A 23,386-nucleotide genomic window follows, 5' to 3' on the forward strand; every position below is an offset into this window, starting at 1 on the left:
GAGGAGCTGCTCGTGGCGTTGACCACGGCGCCCGTCAAGGCCCGACGCGGCCCCGACCGGGCCCACGCCGCGCGGCGTGGGCCCGGCACCAGCGGGCACAGCGAAGGTCTGGCGGGGTACGTCTTCCTGTCGCCGTGGCTCATCGGCCTGCTGGGTGTCACGGCCGTTCCCATGCTGCTGTCGCTCTACCTGAGCTTCACCAACTACGACATCCTCACCCCGTTCTCCGAGGCCCGGTGGGTGGGGCTGGCCAACTACGAGCGGATGTTCACCGCCGACCCGTCGTACTGGCATGCGGTGCGGGTCACCCTGACCTTCGCGCTGGTCGCCGTACCCCTGAAGCTGGCGGCGGCGCTCGGGGTGGCGCTGCTGCTCAACCGCGCGTGGCGCGGCGTCGGGCTGTTCCGGGGCCTGTTCTACCTGCCGTCGCTGCTCGGCGGCAGCGTCGCGCTGGCCATCGTGTGGGTCAACATGTTCAACCGCGACGGGGCGTTCAACTCGTTGCTGGGTCTCGTCGGCATCGAGGGCAGGCCGTGGGTGAACGACCCGGACTGGGCCCTGGAGACGCTGATGGTGCTGGCCATCTGGCAGTTCGGCGCGCCGATGGTGATCTTCCTGGCCGGGCTCAAGCAGGTGCCCACCGAGCTGTACGAGGCGGCCTCGGTGGACGGGGCCGGCCGGTTCCGCCAGTTCCGCAACGTCACGCTGCCGATGCTCTCCCCGGTGATCTTCTTCAACCTGGTGCTGGAGACGATCAACGGTTTCCAGGGCTTCACCGCCGCGTTCGTGCTCAGTAACGGCACCGGCGGACCGGTCGACTCCACCCTGATGTACACGCTGAACCTCTACATCACCGGCTTCACCGACCTGGAGATGGGCTACGCGTCGGCGATGGCCTGGGTGTTCCTGCTCGCCATCGCGGTGCTCACGGCGATCTTCTTCAGCACCGGACGGTTCTGGGTGCACTACTCCGACGGGGAGGACCGGTGATGCGCGGCCGTCCGATCCTGCGACTGCTGATCCTGGTGGCGATCGTGGTCGTGGTGCTCTACCCGCTGATCTGGATGGTCGGCACCTCGGTCAAGTCCCAGGAGGAGATCGTCAACAACATCGGGTTGCTGCCCGAGCGGTTCACCCCCGGCAACTACCCGGCCGGGTGGTCCAACTTCGACGTCAGCTTCGGCCGGTTCTTCCTCAACAGCGCGCTGGTCAGCCTGCTCACCGTCGTCGGCAACGGGCTCTCCTGCCTGCTGGCCGCGTACGCCTTCGCCCGGCTGAGGTTCCGGCTGCGCGGGATGTGGTTCGCCGTCATGATCGGCACGTTGCTGCTGCCCCAGCACGTGCTGATCGTGCCGCAGTACATCCTGTTCCGCACCCTCGGCCTGGTCGGCGGCGAGTGGCCCTACCTGCCGCTGCTCATCCCGCAGTTCCTGGCCACCGAGGCGTTCTTCGTGTTCCTCATGGTGCAGTTCATGCGGGGCATCCCGCGCGAGTTGGACGAGGCGGCCCGGATCGACGGCGCCGGCCCGTACGGCATCTTCCGGCACATCATCCTGCCGCTGAGCCGTCCCGCCCTGGTCACCACGGCGATCTTCTCCTTCATCTGGACCTGGAACGACTTCTTCCGCCAGCTGGTCTTCCTGTCCCAGCTGAAGGACTACACGGTGCCGGTGGCGCTGACCCTCTTCATCGACTCGACGAGTCAGAGCGCGGTCGGGCCGATGTTCGCCATGTCGGTGCTGTCGCTGCTGCCGGTCTTCCTGTTCTTCGTCGCGTTCCAACGGATGCTCGTCGAGGGGATCAACACCGGTGGCATCAAGGGCTGAGCCGATCGACGTCGACGGACGGCGGAACTGGCGGGACGTCGCCCGTGACGCCGCCGACCTCGCGCTGCTCGGCATCCTGCTGACCCTCGCGGCGGCACCGCTGTTCACCGCCGCGGCGGCGGCCGGTACGGCCAGCGCGGCGGTGCACGACTGGACGCGTACCGGCAGTTGGCCGTCGGCGCGAGCCACCGCGCGCCGGTTCGCCCGGTCGGTGCTGCCCGGTGTGCCGGTCAGCCTGCTGGCGTTCACCGCGCTCGGGCTGCTCGCGGCCGACCTGGTGGCGCTGGCCGCCGGACGGGTGCCCGGTGGCCCGCCGGCGCTGGCGGTGACCGGGCTGGTCGCGGCGGCTCTGGCCGGGTACGCCGGACTGGTCGTCGTCGAGGCGGGATGCAACGGGGGTGGGCGGTGGCGGGTCGCGGCCCGGTCCTCCGCCCGCGCCTGCCTCGACGCGCCCGCCCACTGGCTGGCCCTGACCGGCGTGACGGCTGTGGCCGGGCTGCTCGCCGTCCTGGTCACGCCGGTGGCCGTGCCGATCCTCGCCGGATACACAGTGGCGGCCCTGCACGCCGTCGCCGCCCGCCGGCCGGCCCCCGCTGACGTCGGCAGCCGCGAGCCGGCCGCCGTCCGCCCGGAGCTGCCGTGAGCACCGATCACGCTGCCGGCCCTGCCCCGGCCGGTGCGGAGCCGGCGCGGCTGCTCGTCGACGGGACCGAGGTGGCCCGGTACGTCGTCGACCCCGTGCTGGACGCGCGGCACGGTCCCCGGCCGTACCTGCACCCGGTACGCACCCTCGGCGGCACTGTCGTCACGGACGCGCTCCCCGCCGACCACGTCTGGCACCTCGGGGCGTCCCTCGCCGTGCAGGACGTCGACGGCACCAACCTCTGGGGTGGGCGTACCTACGTCCGCGACGTCGGCTACACCTGGCGCGACGACCACGGGCGGATCGTCCACACCGGCTGGACGCGGCGGTCGGCCGACCTGCTCGCCCACCGGCTCCAGTGGCGCGACCCGCGAGGTGGGGTGCTGCTCACCGAGCGGCGTGAGCTCGCCGCGTCGGCCGTGACACCGGGCACCTGGCGGCTCGACCTGGACTCCACGCTCACCGCGCCAACCGGCCCGGCGGTACACCTGGGCAGCCCGGCCACCAACGGCCGCCCCGGCGGGGCCGGCTACGGCGGGTTCTTCTGGCGAGCGGTCGCCGCCGGGGGCGAGGCGACGGTGTTCACCGCCGAGGCGGCGGGGGAGGAGGCGGTCAACGGCAGCGCGGCCCCGTGGCTGGCGCTGACCGGCACCGGGCCGGGCGGTGGGGCGTACACCCTGGTCTTCGCGGGCCTCGGGCCCGGCGACCGGTGGTTCGTGCGGACCGCGATGTATCCGGGCGTCTGCGTGGCGTTCGCCTTCGACCAACCGGCGGTGCTGCCGGCCGGCACCACCCGCCAGGGCCACTACCAGGTGTGGATCTGCGACGGCACCCTGAACCCCAACCGGTGCGCGACCCTCGCCGACGACCGTCGATCATGAAGTTAGTGTCACGACACGCCGAGCGCGGTGACGATAACTTCATGATCGACCGGGTGGGGCGGCGGGTGGGGCGGCGGGTGGGGCGGCGGGTAGGGCGGCGGCGGTGACCCGGATGGCCTTGACTATCGCCGGGATCGAGCCGATCAGCAGCACCAGGCCCCAGACGATCGCGATGATCGCGAAGACCAGCGCCGCCACGTCGTCGACGATGCTCACCAGGATCACCGGCACCAGATTGTGCAGGAACTCCAGCACGACGGTGCACAGCAGAGTGGTGATGATCATCAGGACGAGGCCCTTGTTCTGCAGGAACCGGGGCTGGGCCAGCACCAGCAGCCCCGCCCACACGAGCTTGAGCAGCAGCGCCAGCCCGAGCAGCACCGCCGCGTCGCCGACCGGAAAGAAACCCCACAGGGCGAGGTACGCCAGCGTGCCGAACGGCACGGCCAGGAACAACGACACCATGATCATCAGCTCCACGAACGCGATGATCAGCAGGACCAGCGAGCCCAGGATGAGCAGGATCGAGAAGATCAGGGTGGCGACGCCCTGGATTCGGCCCTGCACCCGTTCGGGCACCACCAGGCTCAGGCAGAACAGGCCGGTGGTCCACACCGCCACCGCGTCGATCAGCGCCAGGTAGCTGGTGCCCCGCCCGGACGGTTCGCTGACCCCGCCGGCGTCCACCTCCACGCCGAGGTCCGCCGCGCCGACCAGCAGCGCCCCGGTGGCGTCGCCGCCCCCGGTGAGCAGCGACGAGCCGACCTCGACGAGGAGCACCAGCGTGATCGCCACGAACGCCAGCACCAGGAAGGGCTTGCGCAGGTCACCCATGGCGAGGCTCCTCGCGGTCGTGGCGCGCGACCGGCACGTCAGCCGGGGCGGCCGGTGAACCCGTCAGTCCGCGGCGACGGTGACCGTGCATCCGACACCTCCCGGGCAGCCCAGCAGCACGGTGGTCGCGCTGTCGACGGCGATCCGGGCGACCGCCTCGCCGCCGTCGTCCGGCTCCACCTCCGCGCGCACGGTGAGATCGGCGTCGCCGGGTGCCGGCGCGGTCACCACGAACGGGCGACCGCTGCGCAGCACCAGCGTCCGGAGTTCGCCCGGATCGGCGACATCCACCGCGCAGCCACCGACGAAGGTGAGCACGTCGCCGGTACGGTCACAGTCGGCCCGTACGCTCGCCGGGTCGACCGTGGTGCTCGCGCCGGACAGGCGCCCCAACCGCTCCACGATGCCGGGCCGATCGCTCGCGCGGCCCTGGTCACCGCCGCCCAGGCCGACGGCGAGCGCGAAGAACGCCACCAGCAGCACCGCCAGCGTCACCAGGACGACCTTCTGCCGACCGCTCATCGCTGCGCGACCGCCCCGGTCACCTCGGTGAAGCGGATCTGGTCCACGCCGGCGAAGTACCTGTCGGAGCCCTGCGTCTTGCCGACGACGACCAGCGTGAGCGTGTGCCGGCCGGGCCCGAGCCGGACGGTGCCCACGTCGGTGAAGCCCTGGAGGACGACCGTCGGGGTGAAGCCGAAGAAGGTGCTGCCGAGCTGCACACCGTCGACCTGCCAGATGGTGTTGGCGTAGTCGAAACTCGTCGTGCGTGTGGTCGAGAAGCGCCAGAGCGCCTCGGCGGGCAGCTCGACCGTGACACTCACCCGGTCGCCGGGCGCCAGGCCGGTGAAGAACAGTTGCGCGTCTTTCGACCAGGTGATGTCGCAGCAGTTCGGCTGCGCGTCGATGCCGGCGGCGGTCTTCGCCGGGGAATCCACCCGGGCACCGTCGACCAGGCTCTCCGCCTCCACCGTCACGACCCGTGGCGCGCCGGGGGTCGGTGTGCCGTCGGGGCGGGTCAGCAGGTAGCCGACCACGCCGGCGACCACGAGCACCAGCGCCGCCGCCGCGATCCACGGCCACGGCGTCCGCTTCGGCGCGGCGACCGCCTTGACCTCGTACGTCACCCGGCCGCTGGAGCGGGAACTCTCCTCCGGCGCGGTGTTGGCCGAGTACGCGAACCCGGTCATGTCGTAGCGGCGGGGCGCGGTGCCGGCCGGCACGGCGAGGCGGACCAGGAACGAGACCGAACCCTGCCCGGGCACCGTCCGCTGCGGCTCGGTGACGGTGAACCAGGCCCGCTGACTGCCCTCGCCGGGCGCCACGTCGAAGACGACGGTGTCCGGCGCGAGGCCCGGGTTGGAGACGGTGAAGGTCAGTTCGCCGTGGTTGGCGGCGTCCAGGGTGAACTGCGACGCGGCGGCGACGACGGCCCATTCGGTGGTCATGACGGCTCCTTAAGCGGACGGCGCCGCGGTCGGCTGATCCGGTGGCGGCGGGGCGGCGAGGACGACCTCGGCGGTGACCGCCGCGGGCTTCTCCGCCTCGACGATGCGGGTGATCACGGCGAGGTGGTCGGCGGCGACCGCCGGCACCCGCACCACGATGTGAAAGGGCCTCTCGTCGGGCTCGTCGATGGCGAAGCCGCTCACCCCGGTGGCCACCTCGAGGGCCCGGCGCATGCCGTACGGGGTGCCGCGCCAGCGGGCCAGCAGCGCGCCGTGGGCCACCAGGTCACGCAGCCGCCCGACCGGCAGGGGCAGCGGCGCGTCCGGTCGGTGCGACGCCACCACGTGGTCCATCGCCACCCAGCGGGTCAGGCGTACGACCATGTCGTCGGGCGCCCGGTACGGGTCGAACAGGGCGTCCACCTCGGCGAGGATCGCCTCGTCCGGAGCGTGCAGCCCCTCCATCACGTCCAGCAGCGCCCAGAGCACGCTGCCCGGCACGCACGCCCGCTGGTACGCGGCGGGCAGCAGCCGCTCAATCGCCGAGCGTCGCATCCTGGCGCACCACCTCGATGTCGTGCTCGCCGGAGCAGAGCAGCCACGTGTCCGGGACGGTCACCACGTCGGCGGTGGCCTGGTTGGCGCTGGCGGTCCAGGTGACCGCGTCGGTGCTGCGGTACACGCCGCGCTCACCACCGGCCAGCACCAGCCGGTCCGCCGCCGCGCCACCCGCGCCGGCCGCCGCTGCGGGACCACCAGCGCCGGCTGTCGTCGGGCCGCTCACCGCGACCGCGTCCACCGGCACGAACCGGGTCCGGTCGCGCAGCGGCAGCCCGCAGTTGACCGACACCGGTTGCCACTGTGGCTGGGCGGCCAGGGTGTCCAGCCGCAGCACACCACCGCTCTGCGTGGCGGCCACCACCTGCTGCCCGGCGAACGCGAGATCACGGCACGTGCCGCCGAGCCAACCGGCCTGCACCGACTGCCACTTGACGTCGGACTCGAACAGCCGGGTGCGGTGACAGCCCTGGCCGGGCTTCTTCGGGTCCGGCTCGCCCGCGCCGCTCCACAGCAGCGTGGCCGGGCCGTCGTACTGCACCGCGAGGACGCGGTTGTCCACGTTGGAGAGCCCGACGTGCGCGAAGCTGCCGGGCCGTCCGCCGGCCGTCGACAGGTACACCCCGAAGCTCGCCTGCGCCGCGACGGCCACGCCCGGCGCGCCGCGCTCGGAGACGAAGGCGCGGACGGCGTAGAAGCCCCGGTCGGCGTCGGACGGGTCGACGAGGATCTGCAACGGCACCGCGCCGGGCAGCAGTGACACCTCGTACAGCCCCGTGTCGGTCGCCACCAGCAGCGCCCCCGCGCCGTCGCGGTCCAGCCACGCCACGTCGGAGATGCGCGAGTCCAGGTCGGTCAGCAGCGACCACGTCTCGCCGAGGTCGGTGCTCAGGCGCACCCGGGACCCGCCCGAGGCGAGCACCGTCACCACGGCCACCGAGCCGGGACGGGCGACGATACCCGGCCGGACCGGGGCGGGAGCGGGCGCCACCCGCAGGACCGTCTCGTCGTCGTCGAACCGGCCGGCCGGCTCCCAGCCCGAGCCCGCGTTGCTGGAACGGAACAGCACCGGGCCACGCCCGGCGTACCAGGTGCGCGGTTGGTACGCGTCGACCGCGAGGGCGCGGACGTTTGCGTCGGGCGCCTCGTCGACCACGAACCGTACCGACTCGACGTACCGGACGCCCGGCTCGGCGTGCTCCAACAGCCGGTACACGTTGGACGCCCGCAACGGCTCACCGAACGGCCACCCGGTCGGGTTCAGCGCGGTGGGCAGCGGGCTGAGCGTCTGGTGCAGCCGGTCGTGGATGCGCCGCCGGACCGCGTCCACGTCCTCCTCCCGGCGCACCACCACGCGCGCCCGCACCGAGACCGCCTTGAACCGGGCCCAACTGGCCCGCGAGCGGATGCCGACCATCCGGCGCTGCTCCAGGTCCGTCTCGACGCGGTGCCGGGCCTCGGGCACCTCGTGCTCGCGCAGCACCGCCACCGGCAGGCGGCCGCCCGGGCGGGCCTCCGGCGGCACGTACGGCACCAGCACCACCTCGACCTCACCGGGGCGGGCGAAGCTGTAGACGGCCGAGCGGGTGAACGCGCGGGCCCGCACCACCGCGCCGGTGCTGGTGGCGAGGACCTCGAAGTCGCGGGCGGTGACCGCGCGCTGCTGGGCGAAGAACTCGTACGGGCCGCGTAGGAGCACCGACTCCAACGCCTCCATCTCCCGGCCGCCCGCCGCGGGCGTGGGGTTGTCGACGCGTACCCCCGGTAGTGGATCGCGCAGGTTGGTCAGCGTGCCGGCGGCGACGTTGCCGGCCGGACCGCCGCCGGCCCGGTACCAGAGGCGGACCTGCCGCCCGGCCGGCGGCACGGCCGCCACCGGGGTCGGCCCGGCGCTCTGGCCGGCGGACGGTCGCAGGTCCAGCGCCGGCGCGAAGGTGACGGTTCCCGAGCAGCGGTCGACCAGGTACGCCCTGGCCTGCGGGCCGAGCCCCGCGAAGCTGTCCACCCGCTGCCAGATCTCGAACGTGCGGCCCTCGTGCTCGCGGGCCGCCGCCCCCAACTCCACCGAGCCGGCCGGCACCTCCACCCCGAGCAGCAGGTCCAGCGACTCGCCGGTGTGCGCGAGGGGGGCGCGGGCCGCGCGTAGCACCTGGCCCGGCTGCCCGGTGCCGACACCCAGCAGTTCGGCGTCGACGGGCTCGCAGTGGTGCAGACGGACGGTCACCGACGACTCCCCGGCCGGCAGCATCGCCGGCTCGGTCGTGACGAACACGACGGGCCGTGGGTCCGCGCCGCGTGCCGCCGCGACCCGCAGGCCGGCCGGTATCCGCACCGCGGCGCGGTCGGTGCCGGCCCGCGTGAACACGACGTCCGCCCAGGCCGCGGTGGGCGCGTGCCGCGCCACGCCGAGCAGGTTCAGGAACTGCACGTACGCCTTCTCCGGCAACTGGTTCAGCCGGTAGATCATCACCTCGGTCAGGTGCGCGAACGCCTCCACCAGCGCCATGCCCGGGTCGTGCGCCGACAGGTCGGTCCAGGCGGGGCAGGACTGGCGGATTCGCTCGCGGGCCTCGGTGACGAGGTCGAGGAATCCCCGGTCGTCCAGATGCGGCACGGGCAGCGTCATGACGATTCTCCCGGTTCGTCCTCGGCGGGGAGCAGGTCCACGGAGAACACCAACTGGCCGGGCGTCAGGCTGGCCCGCACCCGGTAGTCCAGGCGGATCACCAGCCGCCACTCCTCGTCCGGGTCCGGCCCCGCGTCGGTGTCGATGACCTCGACGCGAGGCTCCCAGCGGGCGATGGCCTGTCGGACGTAGTGGATCGCCAGCCCGGCCGTGGTGTCGTCGTTGGGTGCGAAGATCAGCCGGTGCAGCCGGGAGCCGTACCCGGGTCGCATCAGCCGCTCGCCCGGCGTGGTCGACAACAACAGGAACAGCGCCTGTCGTACGCTCTCGTCGCCCTCGGTCATGGCCAGGCCGCCGGTGGCGGTGAGCGCCAACCCGCCGCTACGGCCGGCGTCGAAACCGGCGCCGACGAACCGGAACGCCCTCACCGGTCCGCCCCCAGGAAGCGCTGCCGGGGATCGCGGACGGTGTGGTGGACCGCGCCCGGTGGCGTGCCGTCGGTGAACCCCTCCAGGTGCGAGAGCACCACCCGGTGTCCGTCGACGCGCAGCCAGTCGCTGTAGCCCACGCGGACGGACAGCGTCCTGCCGCACGGTTTGATGGTCGGGCCGTAGTTCGGGCAGGCGACGATCTTGCGTCCCTCCGGGTCGTCGTCGACCAGCACCGGTACGGCAGCGACGGTCACCCACCGCTGCGAGGGCTGGTTCTCGACCCGGCCGTCGTGGTGACAGGTGATCACCGAGTCGCGGTGGATCCACCGCATCAGCCGCCTCCTTCGTGGTGGGCCTGGGCGAGCGAACGGGCCTGCTGCGCCGCGGTGGTCGGATCCTCGGTCGACTCGGCGTGCAGGAAGTCCACGCTGCGGGCGCGGACCACCATGGCCCGACCCGGCGCGGAGATGACCAGGTCGGTCGCCGCGTGCAGGGTGGCCAGGTCGGGCGTGAGTTCCAGCCAGCTGCCGCCCTCGGTGCCGAGCCGCAGGCTGCGCTGGACGTCGTCCACGACTATCGACTGGCCGCCGGCCGTGCGGAGCGTCCAGCGCCTCGCCCGACCGTCGTCGATGCCCGCGTCGTACGGCTCGACGGCCCCGAACAGCGAACCCAGCACGATGCCCGAGGCCGGCTCGCCGCCGGGCAGGACCACCAGCACGGTGTCGTCCGGATCGGGGAGCGCCACCAGTCCCTTGCCGCGCCCCGCGCCGGGACACAGCACGCCGAGCCATCCGGTGTCCAGGTCCCCGTACGCGGGCAGGGTCAGCCGTACCCGGCCCAGCCCGTCCGGGTCGGCCACGTCGGTCACGGTGCCGAGGGTCACCACCGCGCCGCCGGCCGCCGTGGGCACAGCGGCCGGTGGCCCGGCCTCCGGTGGCACGGTCGAGAACCGGGTCAGGTGCCCGTCGCCGTCCACCGTGTGCACCACCTCGGTCAGCACGTACGCCCCGGCGAGGGGGTCGGGCACACCCGTCAGGTCGATCCGCCGGCCCGGTCGTAGCGCCGGATCACCCTCGGCCACCCCCTCGGCGGTGGCCAGCGCGGCAGCACGCAGGTCGAGTCGCGCCTGGGCCAGCGCGGCCAACTCGTCGTCGCTGCGTCCCGGCTGGTCGACGGCGGTGCGTACCCCGTCGGCACCCACGTCGGCCGGGTCCGGACGGTCACCGGCCGGTCGACCGCAGCGCGCCTCGTCGGCCCGCTGGCTGATCGGCTCGGCCCGCTGTGGATGCCACCCCAGAGCGGCGCTCGGGCCGCTGGCCTGGTCCGCGTTCGTGGACAGCGACAGCGTGTGCACATCCGCGCCGAGGGTCAGTGTGACCGGCTCGCCGTAGCCGGCGAGGGTGACCAGTCGTACGCCGTCGCCGTCGGCGGCCAGGTGCAGTCCGGCCCGCCCGGCGACCTCGCACAGCAGCTCCAGATCGCTGTGCCGGTGCTGCACCAGCCGTTCCAGCCGTGGTCCGTCGTCCTCGGCCGTCACGGTCAGCCCCACCTCGCCGCACAGCTCCCCGGCCAAGCCCGCCGCCGTCACCGACGTGAACACCCGCAGGTCCTGCCGTTTGCGCAGCCGGTGCAACGCGTCGTACGCCCGCAGCCGCAGCACGGCCGCGCCGTCGGCGGCGTACTGGACCTCCACACAGGTCACCTCGCCGACGAACAGCGCGTCGGGATGGTCGGCGAGCCGCACGTCGAGGGTCGTGCCGGGCCGCACGGCGGGGTCGAGGGCGGCGGTGCCGGCGGCGGTGGCGAGCACCAGTTCGGCCTGGGTGGGCTGGTCGAGCCGGGCGGCCACCCGCAGCGAGCGGATTCGCCGGCGGGCCGCGGCGTCCAGCTCGACGCCGTCCAGCAGGACGGTCAGCGCACGGGGCGCGACGCTGGTCACAGCGTGCCCCCCGCGCCCGGGCTGGTGCTGCTCGGCGTGGCGGGCGTCGTGCCCGTCGACGCCGTCCAGCTCGCCGCCGCGGTGACGAGCGAGGCACCCATGGACGACGCCGCGCCGGCCACCGCCCGCGCCATCGCGCCGAGCGTCGACTCCGGCGCCTGGACGCCCGAGCCGGCGGCGGGAACCGCGAGGGTCGTACCGGCCGGCACCGCCAGAGGGTCGGTGATCCTGTTGTGCTCGGCCAGCAGCCGCCACCGCAGCGGAGACCCGAGCGCGTCGTTGGCCAACAGGTCGAAGCGCACACCGGACTGGCCCGGCTCGGCGGCGCCGTCGCCGGCGGCGACCACGGCGCTGCCCGGTGCGGCGGCCGGCGTGTTCGCCGCGGCCAGCTCCTCGGTGAACCCGGCCTGCGCCTGGTCGGCCGTCTCGGCGGCCCGCACCAACTTCAGTCGCAGCCAGGAGCGCCGTGGCGAACCCGTACCGGTGAACGCGTCGAACCGCTCGGCCACCGCGACGATCACGCCCGGCACGTTCCAGGTCTTGCCCCAGACCAGCCGGATCAGCGGTGGACGTAGCCAGCCGTGTTCGGCGGTGGAGTTCTCCGCCAGCATCCACAGCGGCCGGGTGAGCACCCGTACGTCGGTCGGACGGACCTGCGCCTGGACGAAGTCGACGTCGAAGAGCAGATCCAGCACCAGCTCCGTACGGCCCCCGCCGGTGAAGACCAGCGGGTCGTCGGCCAGTCCGGCGCCGGTGAGCTGCGCGCCGTCCGCACCCCGATGGCGTACGCCGGCGAGCCGGGTCACCTGCACGGTCTCCGGGTTGAGCAGGCAGTCCACCCGTTCCCCGGTGGAGTCGATGAGGAAGGCCACGCGTTCCATCAGCCACCCGCCTGTTCGCGGTCCAGCCGACGCTCGTGCGCCGTGTCCCGTGCCGGGCCGGGCACCGTCCACAGCGGTCGGTCATCCGGCAGAGCGGGCCACGGGTCCGCCCCCGGGGCGACGGCGGCCGACGGGAACGCCGCGCTCACCGGCCACCGCTCGCCGTTCTCGACCTCGATGGGGTACGTCCGGTTCCCCGAGCGAGGTTCCCGCCGCCGCACCTCATCGCCGCGCTGCGTGCCGTCGTACGGGTGTCGAGGGGCCTGCTGCGGTCCGCTCCTCGCGGGCTCCCGGTCTCGACCAACCCGGTGCCGGCTGGCGGGGCGCTCGGGAAGCAGGCTGCCGTGCTGCGGGGAGCGCCCGCCGGCGGGTTGCTCGGGGAGCCCGCCCGGCCGACCCGGTTCGTCCGGCAGACCGGGCCAGTACGCCTCGACGCCGCGTCCGTGCGGCCGTGCCGACGTCATGGACCCATCAGGAAGAGCGCCGAAATCGTGCAGGATCTCGCGCGGACCGGGCGCGGGGCGTCGGTGTGCGGCGGTCCGTTCGTCTCGACCCGGGGCGACGGAAGCGGACATCGTCCCCTCGACGCCGAGCGCTCCGAAGGCCCGCGTCACGCTGCCAGCCCCGAACGGCCCGCTCGTCGAGCCGGCACGCCCGCCGCCGTCCGCGCCGCCGCCGCCGTCCGCGCCGCTCGCCGAACCAGCGCTGCCGACGTGGGCCGCGCCGCTCGTCGACGCCGCGCCGCCGGAGCCGTCGGCTCTGCTCGCCGATCCGGCACCACCGGAGCGGGAAGCTTCGGTAGTCGGCCCCGCGCCGCCGGAGCGGGCCACTCTGCTCGGCGAACCCGCGCTGTCCGGGGTCGCCGGCCGGATGAGCGGGGGCCACCGGTCGGACCTGCTTCCCGGGTTTCCGGTGCCACTGGCTCCGGGAGCGTGCAGGGCACGACCACGAGCACGACCGGGCGGTTGGCCGGGCGTGCGCGGGTCGCCCGTCCCGGGTGGGTCGTCGGACCGGCCGTGCGTGGCGGCAGCCCGCCCGTCGGTCCGGTCGGTGATCGGCCGGGACGTTCCTGCGACCGGGTCGCCGGAGCGGTCCCGCCGCAGGGGAGCCGGTGCCGGTGGGGCCTGGTCGCGCGTCGGCGCCGCGGTGTCGAGGTCCACGTCCAGCTCGCGGAGCAGGCCGGGGGCGTGCGCGGCGACCAGGTCCAGCCAGTGCCGCGGTGGCTCCCCGAAGCGACGCGGCACGTCCGCCGGGGGTGCCGGGGGTGCCGGGGGGAGGCCGGTGGGGTCGACGCGTCCGGCGAGGCGCTGCACCGCGCCGGCCGCCGAGCGCAGGCGACCGGCCAGCCAGCTACGCGGGCGTCGGCGCGGCGGCACCGCCGGCCTCCAGTTCGAGTCCCTCGTAGCGCAGCGTCAGCGAGGCGATGGCGATCTCGTGGCCGACCGTGTTGAGGTGTGCGCCGCGCCACCGGGTGGGCCACGCGTCGATCAGGTTCCAGCGCAGCACCTCGGCGGTGCCCACCGAGTCGAGCAGCACCACCGACACGTTGCGGCGGTTGAGGGTGCCCTTGGCGGTGGCGCTCACCCAGTCCCACAGCTCACGGGACGCGGTGAGGCCGAAGTGCAGCGTCACCGGCTCGTACTCGGCCTGGCCGGGAACCATCCGGGTCGGTCCCGGGCCGTGCTCCCGGTACGGCTGCCCGGGGATGTTCACCTCCAGGCCGCTCATCTCGGTGAAGTGGCCGTTGGTGACGCCGTTGATGAGCAACCGGAAGTTGTACGCCCGGTACGGGTCGACCGGCGCGCCGGGCTGCGGGGTGGTGGGGGTGGCCATGTCAGCCTCCGATCGTCTCGGTCTCGGTGCCGCCGGCCCACTGGCTGAGCTTGAACACCACGAATTCGGCGGGCTTGACGACGGCGATGCCGATGTGGGCGATCACCATGCCGGCGTCGCGGACGTCCGGCGGGTTGGTCTCCTCGTCGCACTTGACGAAGAACGCCTCCTCTGGGCTGCGCCCGAGCAGCGCGCCGTCGCGCCACACCCGGGTCAGGAACGCCCCGATGTCGCGCCGGATCGAGCGCCAGAGGGTGAAGTCGTTCGGCTCGAACACCATCCAGCGGGTGCCGTTGGCGATGGCCTGTTCGATGGCGATGCTGAGCCGTCGTACGTTGAGGTAGCGCCATTCGCTGGCCTCGGCGGCGAGCGTACGGGCGCCCCAGACGCGGATGCCCTCGCCGGCGAAGTAGCGGATCACGTTGACGCCCTTGGGGTTGAGCACGTCGTGCTCGGGTCGGGTGACCCGGTAGCCGAGGTCGACGGCCCCGCGTACGGGTTCGTTGGCCGGTGCCTTGTGCACGCCGCGCAGCGCGTCGGTGCGGGCCCAGATGCCGGCCAGGTGCCCGCTCGGCGGTGTCAGTTCCAGCTCGCCGGAGATCGGGTCGCGGACCTGCAGGTACGGGTAGTAGAACGCCGCGTACTCGGTCTGCCGGGGCCGGTACGCCGGCGGTCCCTCCCCGCCGCCCGGTCCGGCGGCGGGCCCCGCACCCTCGGCGGGTTTCGGCGGCTTGCCGGAGGACGGAGTGGCGACGCGGGTCAACGCGGAGATGTCGTCGATGTCGGGGGCGGGGTCGCAGATCGCGACCATGGTGCGGGTGCCCTCGGCCATGCTGATCAGCGCCTCGTGGGACACCGGGTCGGCAAAGCCCGGAGCGGCGATGATGGAGATCTCGTCGATGGCCTCCAGCAGTTGCAGCCCGCCGCGTTGCTTGCCGGTGCCGGTGATCGCGCCGCCCTCGCCGACGTTGACCACCCAGCAGCGGGCGCCGCCGTTGTCCAGGAAACCGAAGACGGCCCGTGCGAGCGGGGTGCTCTCCACCTCGTCCCCCTCGGCGAACAGCCGCAGGAACTCGGACCAGTTGTTGACCGGCACGGCCTTGCCCAGGTGGGCACCGCGGTTCGGGGCGACGCCGACGAACGCGGCGATGCTGGTGCTCACCGGTCCGATCGGTCGTGCGCCGCTGGGGACCTCCTCGACGTAGATGCCGGGGGAGAAGTAGCTGGGCATCGGTCCTCCTGTGCGGGTGGGCGTCAGTGGGGCGGTGGCGCGCAGACGATGACGATGTCGTCGTCGTCCGCGTCGACGTCGGCGGTGAGCACGAGCCCGCGCCCGCTCAGCCGCAGCCGTACCGGATGGGGGTGTTCGGGGTCGTGCGGAACCCCGGCGATCAGGAACCGGCCGTCGGGCCCGGTGCGGGTCGCGGACGCGGTGCCGGGCACCTCGACGCGCATGGCGGCGAGGGGCTGGTCCTGCGGACCGACGACCCGGCCGGCGAGCGCGCGCACCGCGACCTGACGCAGCCGCAGCGGTTGCAGGACCGGGGGCGCGGCCGGCGTCGGGTGGTCCACCTGAGCCGGTACGTCGAGCAGCAGCGCCGGGCGGGGCGCGGCGCCCAACGCGCTCCACAGCTCCGCCGCGCCGGCTTCCAGCACCACGTCACAGGTGCCGTCGCGGGTCGCGGCGGTGAGCACCCGGTCCAGGGCGGTGAACGCGGCCGGCCCGGCCACGCAGAGCAGGTAGCGGACCGTGAACCGGTACGGCTCGCGGACCGCGCCGCTGGACCGGGTCTGCCGGGCCGGGCGCAGTTCGAGGGGCCACAGGGTCAGCCCGTCGGCGTCGCCACCGGCGCGGGGCGGGCCGATCGGGACGGGTTCCCCCGCCGCGCTTCTCAGCCAATCGACAAGCGCGGCGGTGGCCGCCTCGATCGGTCCGCGCCCGTCGGCGGTCATCGCGGCGGCGTCCCCTGGATGCGGTACGCGATGGCCTCGTTCCACACGTGCGGGTAGACGCCGATCTCGAAGTAGCGGGTGAACCGGTTGATCGGCGCGTTGGTGTGGTCGTGGTAGAGCAGCCAGATCGGCGCGATGGTGAACAGCACGTAGTTCGCCAGCACCAGCGGGATGTAGAGCGGCCCGAGCAGGCGCGCCTGGAAGATGTGCACGTCCTCGTGGCGTTGGATGCTCGGGCTGGAGCCGGCGCAGACGGTGCCGATGGTGGTGGCGTAGCGCGGGGACACGCCCTCGATCAGGCTGACCCGGCCACTGGCGGACGACGCGGGCCGGTCGAGTGAGTGTCCGAAGACGAGGTGCGCGACCAGGTAGATGGCCCCGACCACGGTGTTGAGCAGGCTCCACGTGTGGTCGACGACGAAGAGGAAGATGCCGCGGGCGTCCGGGGCGTACACCCCTGCGGAGGTGACCGCCCAGCCGAACACCGCCCCGACCAGCAGGCCCACGACGGCGCCGATGAGCAGGCCGATCGGGCCGCCGGCCAGGAGGCCGAGGACGGCGCCGGCAGCCATCTGGATCACCGCGCTGAGAATGCCGAAGATCATGACGTCACCCCCTCAGACCCAGGAGCGGAAGACGCGGGGCTCACGGCCGCTGGCGACCTGCGTGGGCGTCGCCTGCCGGTTGCCGGGTGGGAACTGGTTGACGCCGAGCGCGGCCGAGAAGATCACCAGCGCGTTGAAGAACGCGATGATCCACTTTTCGCCGCCGGCGTCGTCGGCGAACGCCGCCGACACGTAGGACAGCAGCAGCGCGATCGCGATGGCGATCCACTTGCGGAGCTTGTCGCCGCTCGGGCCGATCAGGCCGCCGATGACGTTGGTGGCCAGCAGGGTGGCGGCGCTCGCGCCGGCGAGGCTGCCCAGGGCTGCCCAGGTGAAGAGATCGTTCACGGCGATCCCCCCTTTTCTGCGATGGTGCGACCGGGGATGTGGTGGTGGTGAGGCCGGTGCTCCCCTTGAGGAGCACCGACGCCGGTCGCCGTCGTCGCGGGGCGGCCGGAGCCGGGACGTGGCCGGCGGGGCCGGCCACCGGATGGATCAGCCGGGCCCGGGCGCGCCGGCGGGCGGCCCCGGCGGGGTCGGGCCGGGAACGGTCGGGTCGGTCGCGGCCGCACCGGGTGCCGCCGGCGCCGCCGAGCGACGCCGACGCAGCAGGAGTACGACCACAGCGGTGAGGACGAGCAACAGGAGTACGCCCCCGACGACCAGCAGCCACGGGAAACCACCCGAGTCGGTGTCGGCGGCCGTCGGCGAGGCCGAGGGGCGGGGCGGTGCCTCGGCGACGGCGCGCAGCTCCGTCGGCTTGTCCTGGTTGGAGTCGACCTTCCAGGTGACCGATCGACCGTTGACGGTGCCATTGGTGTCGATCACCCGTCCGGGAAAGGTCACCGAGATCTCGAACGACATCAGCTTGAGGAATGCCTGCTGCTGTTGAGGATTCTGCTGGGCAGCTTTCCCGCCATATTTCTTCGGGTCCAGCGGTAACGTGAAACGGTAGAAGTCGCCGTCCCGGACCAATTTGACGCTCGCGCTGTCGAAGCCCGCCAGCGGTGCCCTGCGGTAATTGATCTGGGTGCCGAAGAGTTTGCTGTCCTCGTAGCCTGTCTCCTCGCCGGGAGGCAGCGCCGGAATGTTCTGCCGCAGCTCGGCGAACGCGGCCGGGATGTTCTTGTTCTGGGAGCTCAGTACGGACTTCTGGGTCGTCAGCAGCAACTGCCCGTCGACCGTGTCGTCGGCGTTGACGGTGAGCCCCATGTTGAGTTGCATGCAGCCGCTCAATGCGGCGAGCAGCAGGAGACACACCGCGACGCGGAGTGCCCTACCGCGGTTGACTCTCCTGTTCATGCGCTCAGTGTGTGTGATCGCTTTCACCATCAGCAGTCAGCGATCGGTCACTAGGTAGTCGCCGATTGTACCGGCGGGCTGTCGTATGTGGCCGAGGCCGAGAGCGGTCCCGAAGAATAGACTGAAGCTTTGCGCCGTCGGCCGGATTGAGCGGTGACTCAGCCCTGCGGCGGCCGCCAGTCGACGCACCAGGTCATGCTCCGCAGCGTGACGCTGGCCGGGACGAGGCGCAGCGCGGCGGTGCGGGCCGCGAGGGCGACAGGGTTGCGCAGTTGCTGGCCGTACCGCCCGGCGCGCAGGGACGCACGGGCGATGGCCTGGGTGCGGGGGCGACGCTGCTCGTCGTACACCGCCAGGGCGGCGGGCAGCCCCTGCGCACCCCCGGCGCAGGCCGCGCCGAGCACCACCGCGTCCTCGATGGCCTGGCCGGTGCCCTGCCCGAGGTTCGGCGTCATCGCGTGGGCCGCGTCGCCGAGCAGGGCCACCCGTCCCCGCACGTACGACGGCAGCCCCGTGGCCAGGTGGTGGATGTCGTTGCGCAGGACCACTCCGGGTGGGGTGGCCGCCAGCAGCGCGGGGATGGGGTCGTGCCACGTGCCGAAGTGCTCCCGAACCGCCGCCAGCTCGTCCGGGGTGTGGCCGCCGGGCGGGGCGTTGCGGGCCGCGTACCAGTAGAGCCAGCCGTCGCCGATCGGCACCATGCCGAACTCGGCGGCCGGGCCCCAGGTGATCGCCGTCGGGATCGGCTCCGGGAACGCGATGGCGGCCCGCCAGGCCGTCGTGCCCGCGTACACCGGGACGGGGATCTCCGGCCAGAGCTGGGCGCGCAGCCGGCTGCGCAGGCCGTCGGCGCCGACCACCAGGTCGGCGTGCAGGGTTCGCGGGCCGTCGGGCCCGCGGTAGCGCACCGTCGCGTGGTCGGAGTCGGAGTCGACGTGCTCGACCTCGGCACCGGTGTGCAGCGACGACGCGGGCAGCGCCTCGCGCAGGATGCGGTGCAGCGTGGCCCGGTGGACGCCGAGCGCGCTGGTGCCGAGCTGTCGGACCATCTCTGCCGCGTCCATGCGGGACAGCCACCGGCCCCGCCGGTCGCGGACCCCGCCGGGAGCCTCGGCGTGCGCGTTGGACCGCAGGGCCGAGCTCAGGCCGAGGGCGTCCAGGGCGCGTAGCGCGTTGGCCATCAGGCTCAGCCCGGCGCCCACCTCGCGCAGTTCGGGGGCGCGTTCCAGCACGGTGACCCGCCAACCACGCCGGTGCAGGGCGAGCGCCGCGCTCAGCCCCCCGATGCCGCCGCCGACCACCACCGCGTGTGGCTCATCCATGTCGTCCGCCCTTCTACACCTGTAGAAGAGGGATACTACCGGCGCACCGCGCAGAGGAGGAACCCCGTTGAACGCCCGCGCCCACCGGATCGCGCTGCTGACCGACGCGGCCATCGAACTGATCGCCGACGGCGGCATGCGGGCGCTCACCCATCGGGCCGTCGACGCGCGCGCCGAGCTGCCACCCGGCACCACCTCGGCGTATCTGCGCACCCGGCAGGCGCTGATCGAGGCGGTCGTGCAACGCCTCGTCGAGCGGGACCGCCTCGACCTGGCCGCGAACGACCTGCCGACCGAGCCGCCCGCCCCGGTGCCGGGTCCCCGGCTGGACAGCGGCGACCTCGACCAGCTCGCCGCCGGGGTCGCCGAGGTGCTCGACCGGTGGATGAGCGTGGGACGCAGCCGCACGCTGGCCCGCTACGCCTGCCTCCTGGAGGCGGTGCACCGCCCCGAGCTGCGCGGCATCCTGCAACACGGCACGGGCATTCGCGCGCAGGCACGCGACCTGCTGAGCCGGGCCGGCGCCACCGACCCCGACCGCCAGGGTGACCAGTTCGTCGCGTACGTCGACGGGCTGCTCTTCGACCGTCTGGTCGGCGCGGGCGCGCTCACCGCCCCGCCCTCCGGCAGCGCGGCCAGCCGCGCCGACCTCGCCGACGCCGTCCGTACGCTGCTGCGCGCCCTGACCGGACGTTGAGCGGGCCCGGACTGCGCGCCGGACGGGGCGCTCGCCGCCGACCTGGACGGGCAGGAGGACGTCGCCGACCAGCACGCCCTGCGGGCGGACGACGCCGCGCTGGCCGCCGTCCGTACCGCCGGGCAGCTCTTCGGCTCGACCCAGCCCCTTCCCCTCGCCATGATCATCGGTCAGGTCCGGGCAACGGCCATCGACCTGCTGCGGGGCGTGCACCCCGACGACGCCGCCGTCCTGGCGCGCGTGGACGAGGCCCTCGGACTCCCCGCCGTCTGACCCGGCCCGGCGATCCGGTCAGCCGGTCAGCCAGTCGGTGGCGGTCTCGCGGACCCGGGCGGGCAGGTCGTGGCCGCCGGCGAACTCCTCGTAGGTGACGTCGTAGCCGATACCGCGCAGGTGTGGCACGAAGCGGCGGCTGCACACGTCGATCGGCAGGACTCGGTCGTCCACCCCGTGCGAGACGAAGATCCGTGGTCGCCCGCGGACGACTGGCGGCGCGGCGAAGCCGGGGGAGAAGGCCAGCACCGCGTCGACCAGGTCGCCGTTGGCCAGGCCCAGCGAGAGCGCGTACGAGGCGCCGTCGGAGAAACCGCCAAGCGTCACACCGGCGACCGGGTAGCCGTCGAACGCGCTGGCCAGCAACGCGTCGATGTGCCCGACGTCCACCCCGAAGTCACCGGCGATCAGGTCCCAACTGGTCGCCGACGACTGAGGGGCGATCAGCAGCAGGCGGTACGCGTCCGCGACCGGCAGCAGCAGGTCCAGTCCGTGCCGGGCGGAACCCCCCGCCCCGTGCAGCAGCACCACCAGCCGGTAGGGGGCGCGGTCGGCCGCCGGCTCCGGCACGTACGCCATCGCCGGCCTACCGCCGTCGCCGCCGGGCAGCGGCACGACACCGGTGGGCCCGGTCACCACCGGCGGGTGCGGGCGAGTGGTCAACCGGCCGTCCCGGGAGCCCTGCGCGGGCGCTCGGCTCGGCGGCGCGGGGTCGGACACGGGCCACCAGCTCCTCGCGGTCGACGAGAGGTGCGAGGCGGTTACCCGGCCGGCCGCCCGTTAACCGGCGGGACGCTCAGGCGCTGTCGCGGGCCACCAGCGCGGACGGGAAGAGCGTCACCGGCGCTCCCGGACGACCGGCCAGCACGGCGGCGGCCGCCGCGGCGGCGATCCGGCCCACGGGGTGGCTCGCGGTGGTCAGCGCCGGCGCGGTCATGCCGGCCAGCGGGATGTCGTCGAAGCCGGCCACCGCGACATCCCCGGGCACGCGCACACCGTCCTCGCGCAGCGCCACGATCACGCCGAGGGCCGTCTCGTCGCTGATCGCGTAGATCGCGTCGACGTCCGGCCAGCGGCGCAGCGCCTCGCCGGCCGCCTCCCGGCCCCGCTCCGCCGTGAAGTCTCCCTGCACGACCCGCTCGGGCAGGCCGGCCTGGCGCATCAGGTCGCGGTACGCCCGGACCGGCCGCTGCGCGCACGGCAGCCAGCGCGGACCGGTCACCATGGCGATGCGGCGGCGGCCCGTGGCGTACAGGTGGCGCAGCACCGCGTCGGTGCCGGCGGTGTTGTCGACGTCGAACGACGGCACCGTGGCCGAGCCGATGCCGATCGAGGCGATCCGGCCGTACAGTGCCCGGGGCACCGCCTCCAGCAGGTCCTCGGTGGTGTTGACAAGCACGACGCCGCACACGCTGCGATCGGCGGCGAGCTGGTCGAGCCCGTGCGGTTCGCCCAGCGACAGCCAGTGCAGCGCCACTCCGACGCCGGCCGGCGCGCACACCCGGGCGGCCGAGCCGACCACCTTGTGGACGTACGGGTCGTCCAGCACCGCGGCGCTGGTGCCCAGGGCGGCCACCACCAGCCGCACGCCACCGCCGCGTACCAGTGCCCGGGCGGCCGGGTTGGGCACGTAGCCGAGCTGGTCGGCGGCCGTCGCCACCCGCGCCCGGGCGGCCGGCGAGGCGAACCCCGTGCCGGCGATCACCCGCGAGGCGGTGGACCGGGACACGCCGGCGGCCCGGGCGACGTCCTCCAGCGTGGCCGGCCGGTGCGCCGCTGCCGTCATCGTGCCCTCCCCCGGCGCCCGCCCGGTGCGGGCGTACGCCTGCCAGGAATCATCCCCCGACCTGCGGGCTCCCGGTAAGGGGTGGTGGCCCGCTTGTGGTGGTAGCGCTCTCAGGTGTGCGATCGTGCGAGAAGATCACCCCAAGGAAGAGGACCACCCCGTGAGTGCCCCCACCAGTCCCGCCGTCGCCCGGGACGCCACCGTCCCGGCGCGGGCCGTCCGGCTCGCCCGCAACGGCGTCGCCCTGACCTTCACCCTGAACGGCCTGGCCGTCGGCAGCTGGTTCTCCCGGGTGCCGGCCGTCCGGGAGGCGCTGGACCTGTCCGCCGGCCGCCTCGGGCTGCTGCTGCTGGCGCTGAGCGTCGGCGCGCTGCTCGCCATGCCCACGTCCGGCCTGCTCGCCCAGCGCCTCGGCTCGGCCCGCACCGTGACCCTCGCCACCGTGCTCGTCGCGATCGGCCTGATCGTGGCCGGGCTGGGCGCGACGGTCGCCGGGTCGGCCGTCGTCGTCGCGCTGGGGATGGTCGCCTTCGGCTACGGCTCCGGAGCCTGCGACGTGGCGATGAACGTCGAGGGCGCAGCGGTGGAGCGCCGGTTGGGGCGTACCGTCATGCCTCGCTTCCACGCTGCCTGGAGTCTCGGGTCGGTGGCCGGCGCGGGCTTCGGCGCGGGCGCGGCCCGGCTGGACGTGCCGGTCGGCGCGCACGTCGCAGTCATCGCGGTGGTGGTGCTGGCCGGCACCGCGTTCGCGTCCCGGGCGTTCCTGCCGCAACCTGTCGTCGACGCCACCGACACCTCGACCGACACCAGTCCGGCCGGCCGCCGTCGGGCCCAGCTCGCCGCGTGGCGCGAGCCGCGCACCCTGCTGATCGGGCTGTTCGTGCTGGTGGCGGCGTTCACCGAGGGCAGCGCCAACGACTGGCTGGCGGTCGCGTTCGTGGACGGCCGCGACCTCAGCGAGGCGGCCGGTGCGGCGGTGTTCGGCGTGTTCGTCGTCGGCATGACCCTCGGTCGTACCGCCGGCACGGTCGCCCTGGACCGCTGGGGCCGGGTGCCGGTGCTCTGCGGCACCGTCCTGCTCGCCGCCGCCGGCGCGGCGCTGGCCGTGCTGGCCGGCTCGGGGCCGGTGGCCATCGTCGGCGTGGCGCTGTGGGGGATCGGCGCGTCGCTGGGCTTCCCGGTCGGCATGAGCGCGGCGGCCGACGAGGAGGCGCACGCGGCGGTACGGGTCAGCGTGGTCGCGGTGATCGGCTACACGGCCTTCTTGGGTGGCCCGCCGCTGCTGGGGCTGCTCGGCGACCACGTCGGCATCCTGCGGGCGCTGCTGGTGGTGCCGCTGCTGCTCCTGCCGACGCTGGCGCTGGTGCCGACGCTGCGCCCGCCGGTCGCCGCCGGGCAGGCGCCGGCTGGGCAGGCTCCGGACCAGCAGACACCGGCTGCGCAGACGCCGGCTGAGGTCGCCGCCGGGCAGGCGTCGGCAGCACAACCAAACTAACCCGCATCGTCGCATCGCGGTATCAGGTGCGCGGCCGAGTGCGCCGCGCGCCC

Annotated in this window: 25 protein-coding genes; 6 read left to right on the forward strand and 19 right to left on the reverse strand. The window is 73.9% G+C overall.

Annotated elements, in window-relative coordinates:
- Positions 1-12: 12 nt before the first annotated feature.
- The 4 genes from ACGFH9_RS12195 to ACGFH9_RS12210 are packed head-to-tail and all read left to right on the forward strand — an operon-like array spanning position 13 to position 3,350.
- Positions 13-990, forward strand: coding sequence for a carbohydrate ABC transporter permease (locus ACGFH9_RS12195; protein WP_393217727.1), 978 nt, complete (start codon positions 13-15; stop codon positions 988-990).
- The gene (locus ACGFH9_RS12200; RefSeq protein ID WP_393217729.1) at positions 990-1,826 is read left to right on the forward strand and encodes a carbohydrate ABC transporter permease; all 837 of its coding nucleotides are present in this window, start codon (positions 990-992) and stop codon (positions 1,824-1,826) included. Before ACGFH9_RS12195 ends, ACGFH9_RS12200 begins: the two co-directional genes overlap by 1 nt.
- Positions 1,810-2,469, forward strand: coding sequence for a hypothetical protein (locus tag ACGFH9_RS12205; protein ID WP_393217730.1), 660 nt, complete (start codon positions 1,810-1,812; stop codon positions 2,467-2,469). Before ACGFH9_RS12200 ends, ACGFH9_RS12205 begins: the two co-directional genes overlap by 17 nt.
- On the forward strand, positions 2,466-3,350 hold the full coding sequence (locus tag ACGFH9_RS12210; RefSeq protein WP_393217731.1) for a PmoA family protein: 885 nt from the start codon (positions 2,466-2,468) through the stop codon (positions 3,348-3,350). The genes ACGFH9_RS12205 and ACGFH9_RS12210 overlap by 4 nt, the downstream gene beginning before the upstream one ends.
- A gap of 39 nt (positions 3,351-3,389) precedes the next feature.
- On the opposite strand, the gene ACGFH9_RS12215 is transcribed toward ACGFH9_RS12210, so the two are convergent.
- The 17 genes from ACGFH9_RS12215 to ACGFH9_RS12295 form a co-directional block, all read right to left on the reverse strand.
- Positions 3,390-4,184, reverse strand: coding sequence for a hypothetical protein (locus ACGFH9_RS12215; RefSeq protein ID WP_393217733.1), 795 nt, complete (start codon positions 4,182-4,184; stop codon positions 3,390-3,392).
- Between the two features lie 63 nt (positions 4,185-4,247).
- Positions 4,248-4,706 carry a hypothetical protein gene (locus ACGFH9_RS12220; RefSeq protein ID WP_393217735.1) on the reverse strand — a complete coding sequence of 153 codons (459 nt, stop codon included), beginning with the start codon at positions 4,704-4,706 and terminating at the stop codon, positions 4,248-4,250.
- The gene (locus ACGFH9_RS12225) at positions 4,703-5,632 is read right to left on the reverse strand and encodes a hypothetical protein (protein WP_393217737.1); all 930 of its coding nucleotides are present in this window, start codon (positions 5,630-5,632) and stop codon (positions 4,703-4,705) included. Before ACGFH9_RS12225 ends, ACGFH9_RS12220 begins: the two co-directional genes overlap by 4 nt.
- Positions 5,633-5,641: 9 nt before the next feature.
- A complete protein-coding gene (locus ACGFH9_RS12230) occupies positions 5,642-6,187 on the reverse strand; it encodes a phage tail protein (RefSeq protein ID WP_393217739.1) in 546 nt (181 codons plus the stop codon).
- On the reverse strand, positions 6,168-8,816 hold the full coding sequence (locus ACGFH9_RS12235; RefSeq protein ID WP_393217740.1) for a putative baseplate assembly protein: 2,649 nt from the start codon (positions 8,814-8,816) through the stop codon (positions 6,168-6,170). The genes ACGFH9_RS12230 and ACGFH9_RS12235 overlap by 20 nt, the downstream gene beginning before the upstream one ends.
- On the reverse strand, positions 8,813-9,244 hold the full coding sequence (locus ACGFH9_RS12240; RefSeq protein ID WP_393217742.1) for a GPW/gp25 family protein: 432 nt from the start codon (positions 9,242-9,244) through the stop codon (positions 8,813-8,815). Before ACGFH9_RS12240 ends, ACGFH9_RS12235 begins: the two co-directional genes overlap by 4 nt.
- The gene (locus ACGFH9_RS12245) at positions 9,241-9,579 is read right to left on the reverse strand and encodes a hypothetical protein (protein ID WP_393217744.1); all 339 of its coding nucleotides are present in this window, start codon (positions 9,577-9,579) and stop codon (positions 9,241-9,243) included. The genes ACGFH9_RS12240 and ACGFH9_RS12245 overlap by 4 nt, the downstream gene beginning before the upstream one ends.
- Complete coding sequence (locus tag ACGFH9_RS12250; RefSeq protein ID WP_393217745.1) at positions 9,579-11,186, reverse strand: phage baseplate assembly protein V; 1,608 nt, start codon at positions 11,184-11,186, stop codon at positions 9,579-9,581. Before ACGFH9_RS12250 ends, ACGFH9_RS12245 begins: the two co-directional genes overlap by 1 nt.
- Positions 11,183-12,067, reverse strand: a complete 885-nt coding sequence (locus ACGFH9_RS12255; RefSeq protein WP_393217747.1) for a hypothetical protein — start codon at positions 12,065-12,067, stop codon at positions 11,183-11,185. The genes ACGFH9_RS12250 and ACGFH9_RS12255 overlap by 4 nt, the downstream gene beginning before the upstream one ends.
- Complete coding sequence (locus ACGFH9_RS12260; protein WP_393217749.1) at positions 12,067-13,443, reverse strand: hypothetical protein; 1,377 nt, start codon at positions 13,441-13,443, stop codon at positions 12,067-12,069. Before ACGFH9_RS12260 ends, ACGFH9_RS12255 begins: the two co-directional genes overlap by 1 nt.
- On the reverse strand, positions 13,418-13,900 hold the full coding sequence (locus tag ACGFH9_RS12265) for a phage tail protein (protein WP_393217751.1): 483 nt from the start codon (positions 13,898-13,900) through the stop codon (positions 13,418-13,420). Before ACGFH9_RS12265 ends, ACGFH9_RS12260 begins: the two co-directional genes overlap by 26 nt.
- A gap of 1 nt (position 13,901) precedes the next feature.
- Entirely contained in the window at positions 13,902-15,131 is a 1,230-nt protein-coding gene (locus tag ACGFH9_RS12270; RefSeq protein WP_393217753.1) for a phage tail sheath family protein, read from the reverse strand.
- 23 nt (positions 15,132-15,154) lie between these two features.
- Complete coding sequence (locus tag ACGFH9_RS12275; protein ID WP_393217755.1) at positions 15,155-15,853, reverse strand: carboxypeptidase-like regulatory domain-containing protein; 699 nt, start codon at positions 15,851-15,853, stop codon at positions 15,155-15,157.
- Entirely contained in the window at positions 15,850-16,458 is a 609-nt protein-coding gene (locus ACGFH9_RS12280) for a glycine zipper family protein (RefSeq protein WP_393217756.1), read from the reverse strand. The genes ACGFH9_RS12275 and ACGFH9_RS12280 overlap by 4 nt, the downstream gene beginning before the upstream one ends.
- Before the next feature lie 12 nt (positions 16,459-16,470).
- Positions 16,471-16,806 (reverse strand): hypothetical protein, encoded by a 336-nt coding sequence (locus ACGFH9_RS12285; protein WP_355239132.1) that lies wholly within the window; start codon positions 16,804-16,806, stop codon positions 16,471-16,473.
- 147 nt (positions 16,807-16,953) lie between these two features.
- Positions 16,954-17,760: an LppM family (lipo)protein gene (locus ACGFH9_RS12290; RefSeq protein WP_393217758.1), complete on the reverse strand. Its 807-nt coding sequence runs from the start codon at positions 17,758-17,760 to the stop codon at positions 16,954-16,956.
- A 158-nt stretch (positions 17,761-17,918) separates the two neighbouring features.
- Positions 17,919-19,082: an FAD-dependent oxidoreductase gene (locus tag ACGFH9_RS12295; RefSeq protein ID WP_393217759.1), complete on the reverse strand. Its 1,164-nt coding sequence runs from the start codon at positions 19,080-19,082 to the stop codon at positions 17,919-17,921.
- Between the two features lie 67 nt (positions 19,083-19,149).
- Between ACGFH9_RS12295 and ACGFH9_RS12300 the strand changes: the two genes are divergently transcribed.
- Positions 19,150-19,779 carry a TetR/AcrR family transcriptional regulator gene (locus ACGFH9_RS12300; protein ID WP_393217760.1) on the forward strand — a complete coding sequence of 210 codons (630 nt, stop codon included), beginning with the start codon at positions 19,150-19,152 and terminating at the stop codon, positions 19,777-19,779.
- 291 nt (positions 19,780-20,070) lie between these two features.
- On the opposite strand, the gene ACGFH9_RS12305 is transcribed toward ACGFH9_RS12300, so the two are convergent.
- Together ACGFH9_RS12305 and ACGFH9_RS12310 are read right to left on the reverse strand one after the other, a co-directional pair.
- Positions 20,071-20,772, reverse strand: a complete 702-nt coding sequence (locus ACGFH9_RS12305; RefSeq protein ID WP_393217762.1) for an alpha/beta hydrolase — start codon at positions 20,770-20,772, stop codon at positions 20,071-20,073.
- Positions 20,773-20,848: 76 nt separating this feature from the next.
- A complete protein-coding gene (locus ACGFH9_RS12310) occupies positions 20,849-21,838 on the reverse strand; it encodes a LacI family DNA-binding transcriptional regulator (protein WP_393217764.1) in 990 nt (329 codons plus the stop codon).
- Positions 21,839-21,998: 160 nt separating this feature from the next.
- On the opposite strand from ACGFH9_RS12310, the gene ACGFH9_RS12315 reads away from it, so the two are divergent.
- Positions 21,999-23,333 (forward strand): MFS transporter, encoded by a 1,335-nt coding sequence (locus ACGFH9_RS12315; RefSeq protein WP_393217766.1) that lies wholly within the window; start codon positions 21,999-22,001, stop codon positions 23,331-23,333.
- Positions 23,334-23,386 lie beyond the last annotated feature (53 nt).

This window comes from Micromonospora sp. NPDC049102 (assembly GCF_043197485.1).
Taxonomy (GTDB): Bacteria; Actinomycetota; Actinomycetes; order Mycobacteriales; family Micromonosporaceae; genus Micromonospora.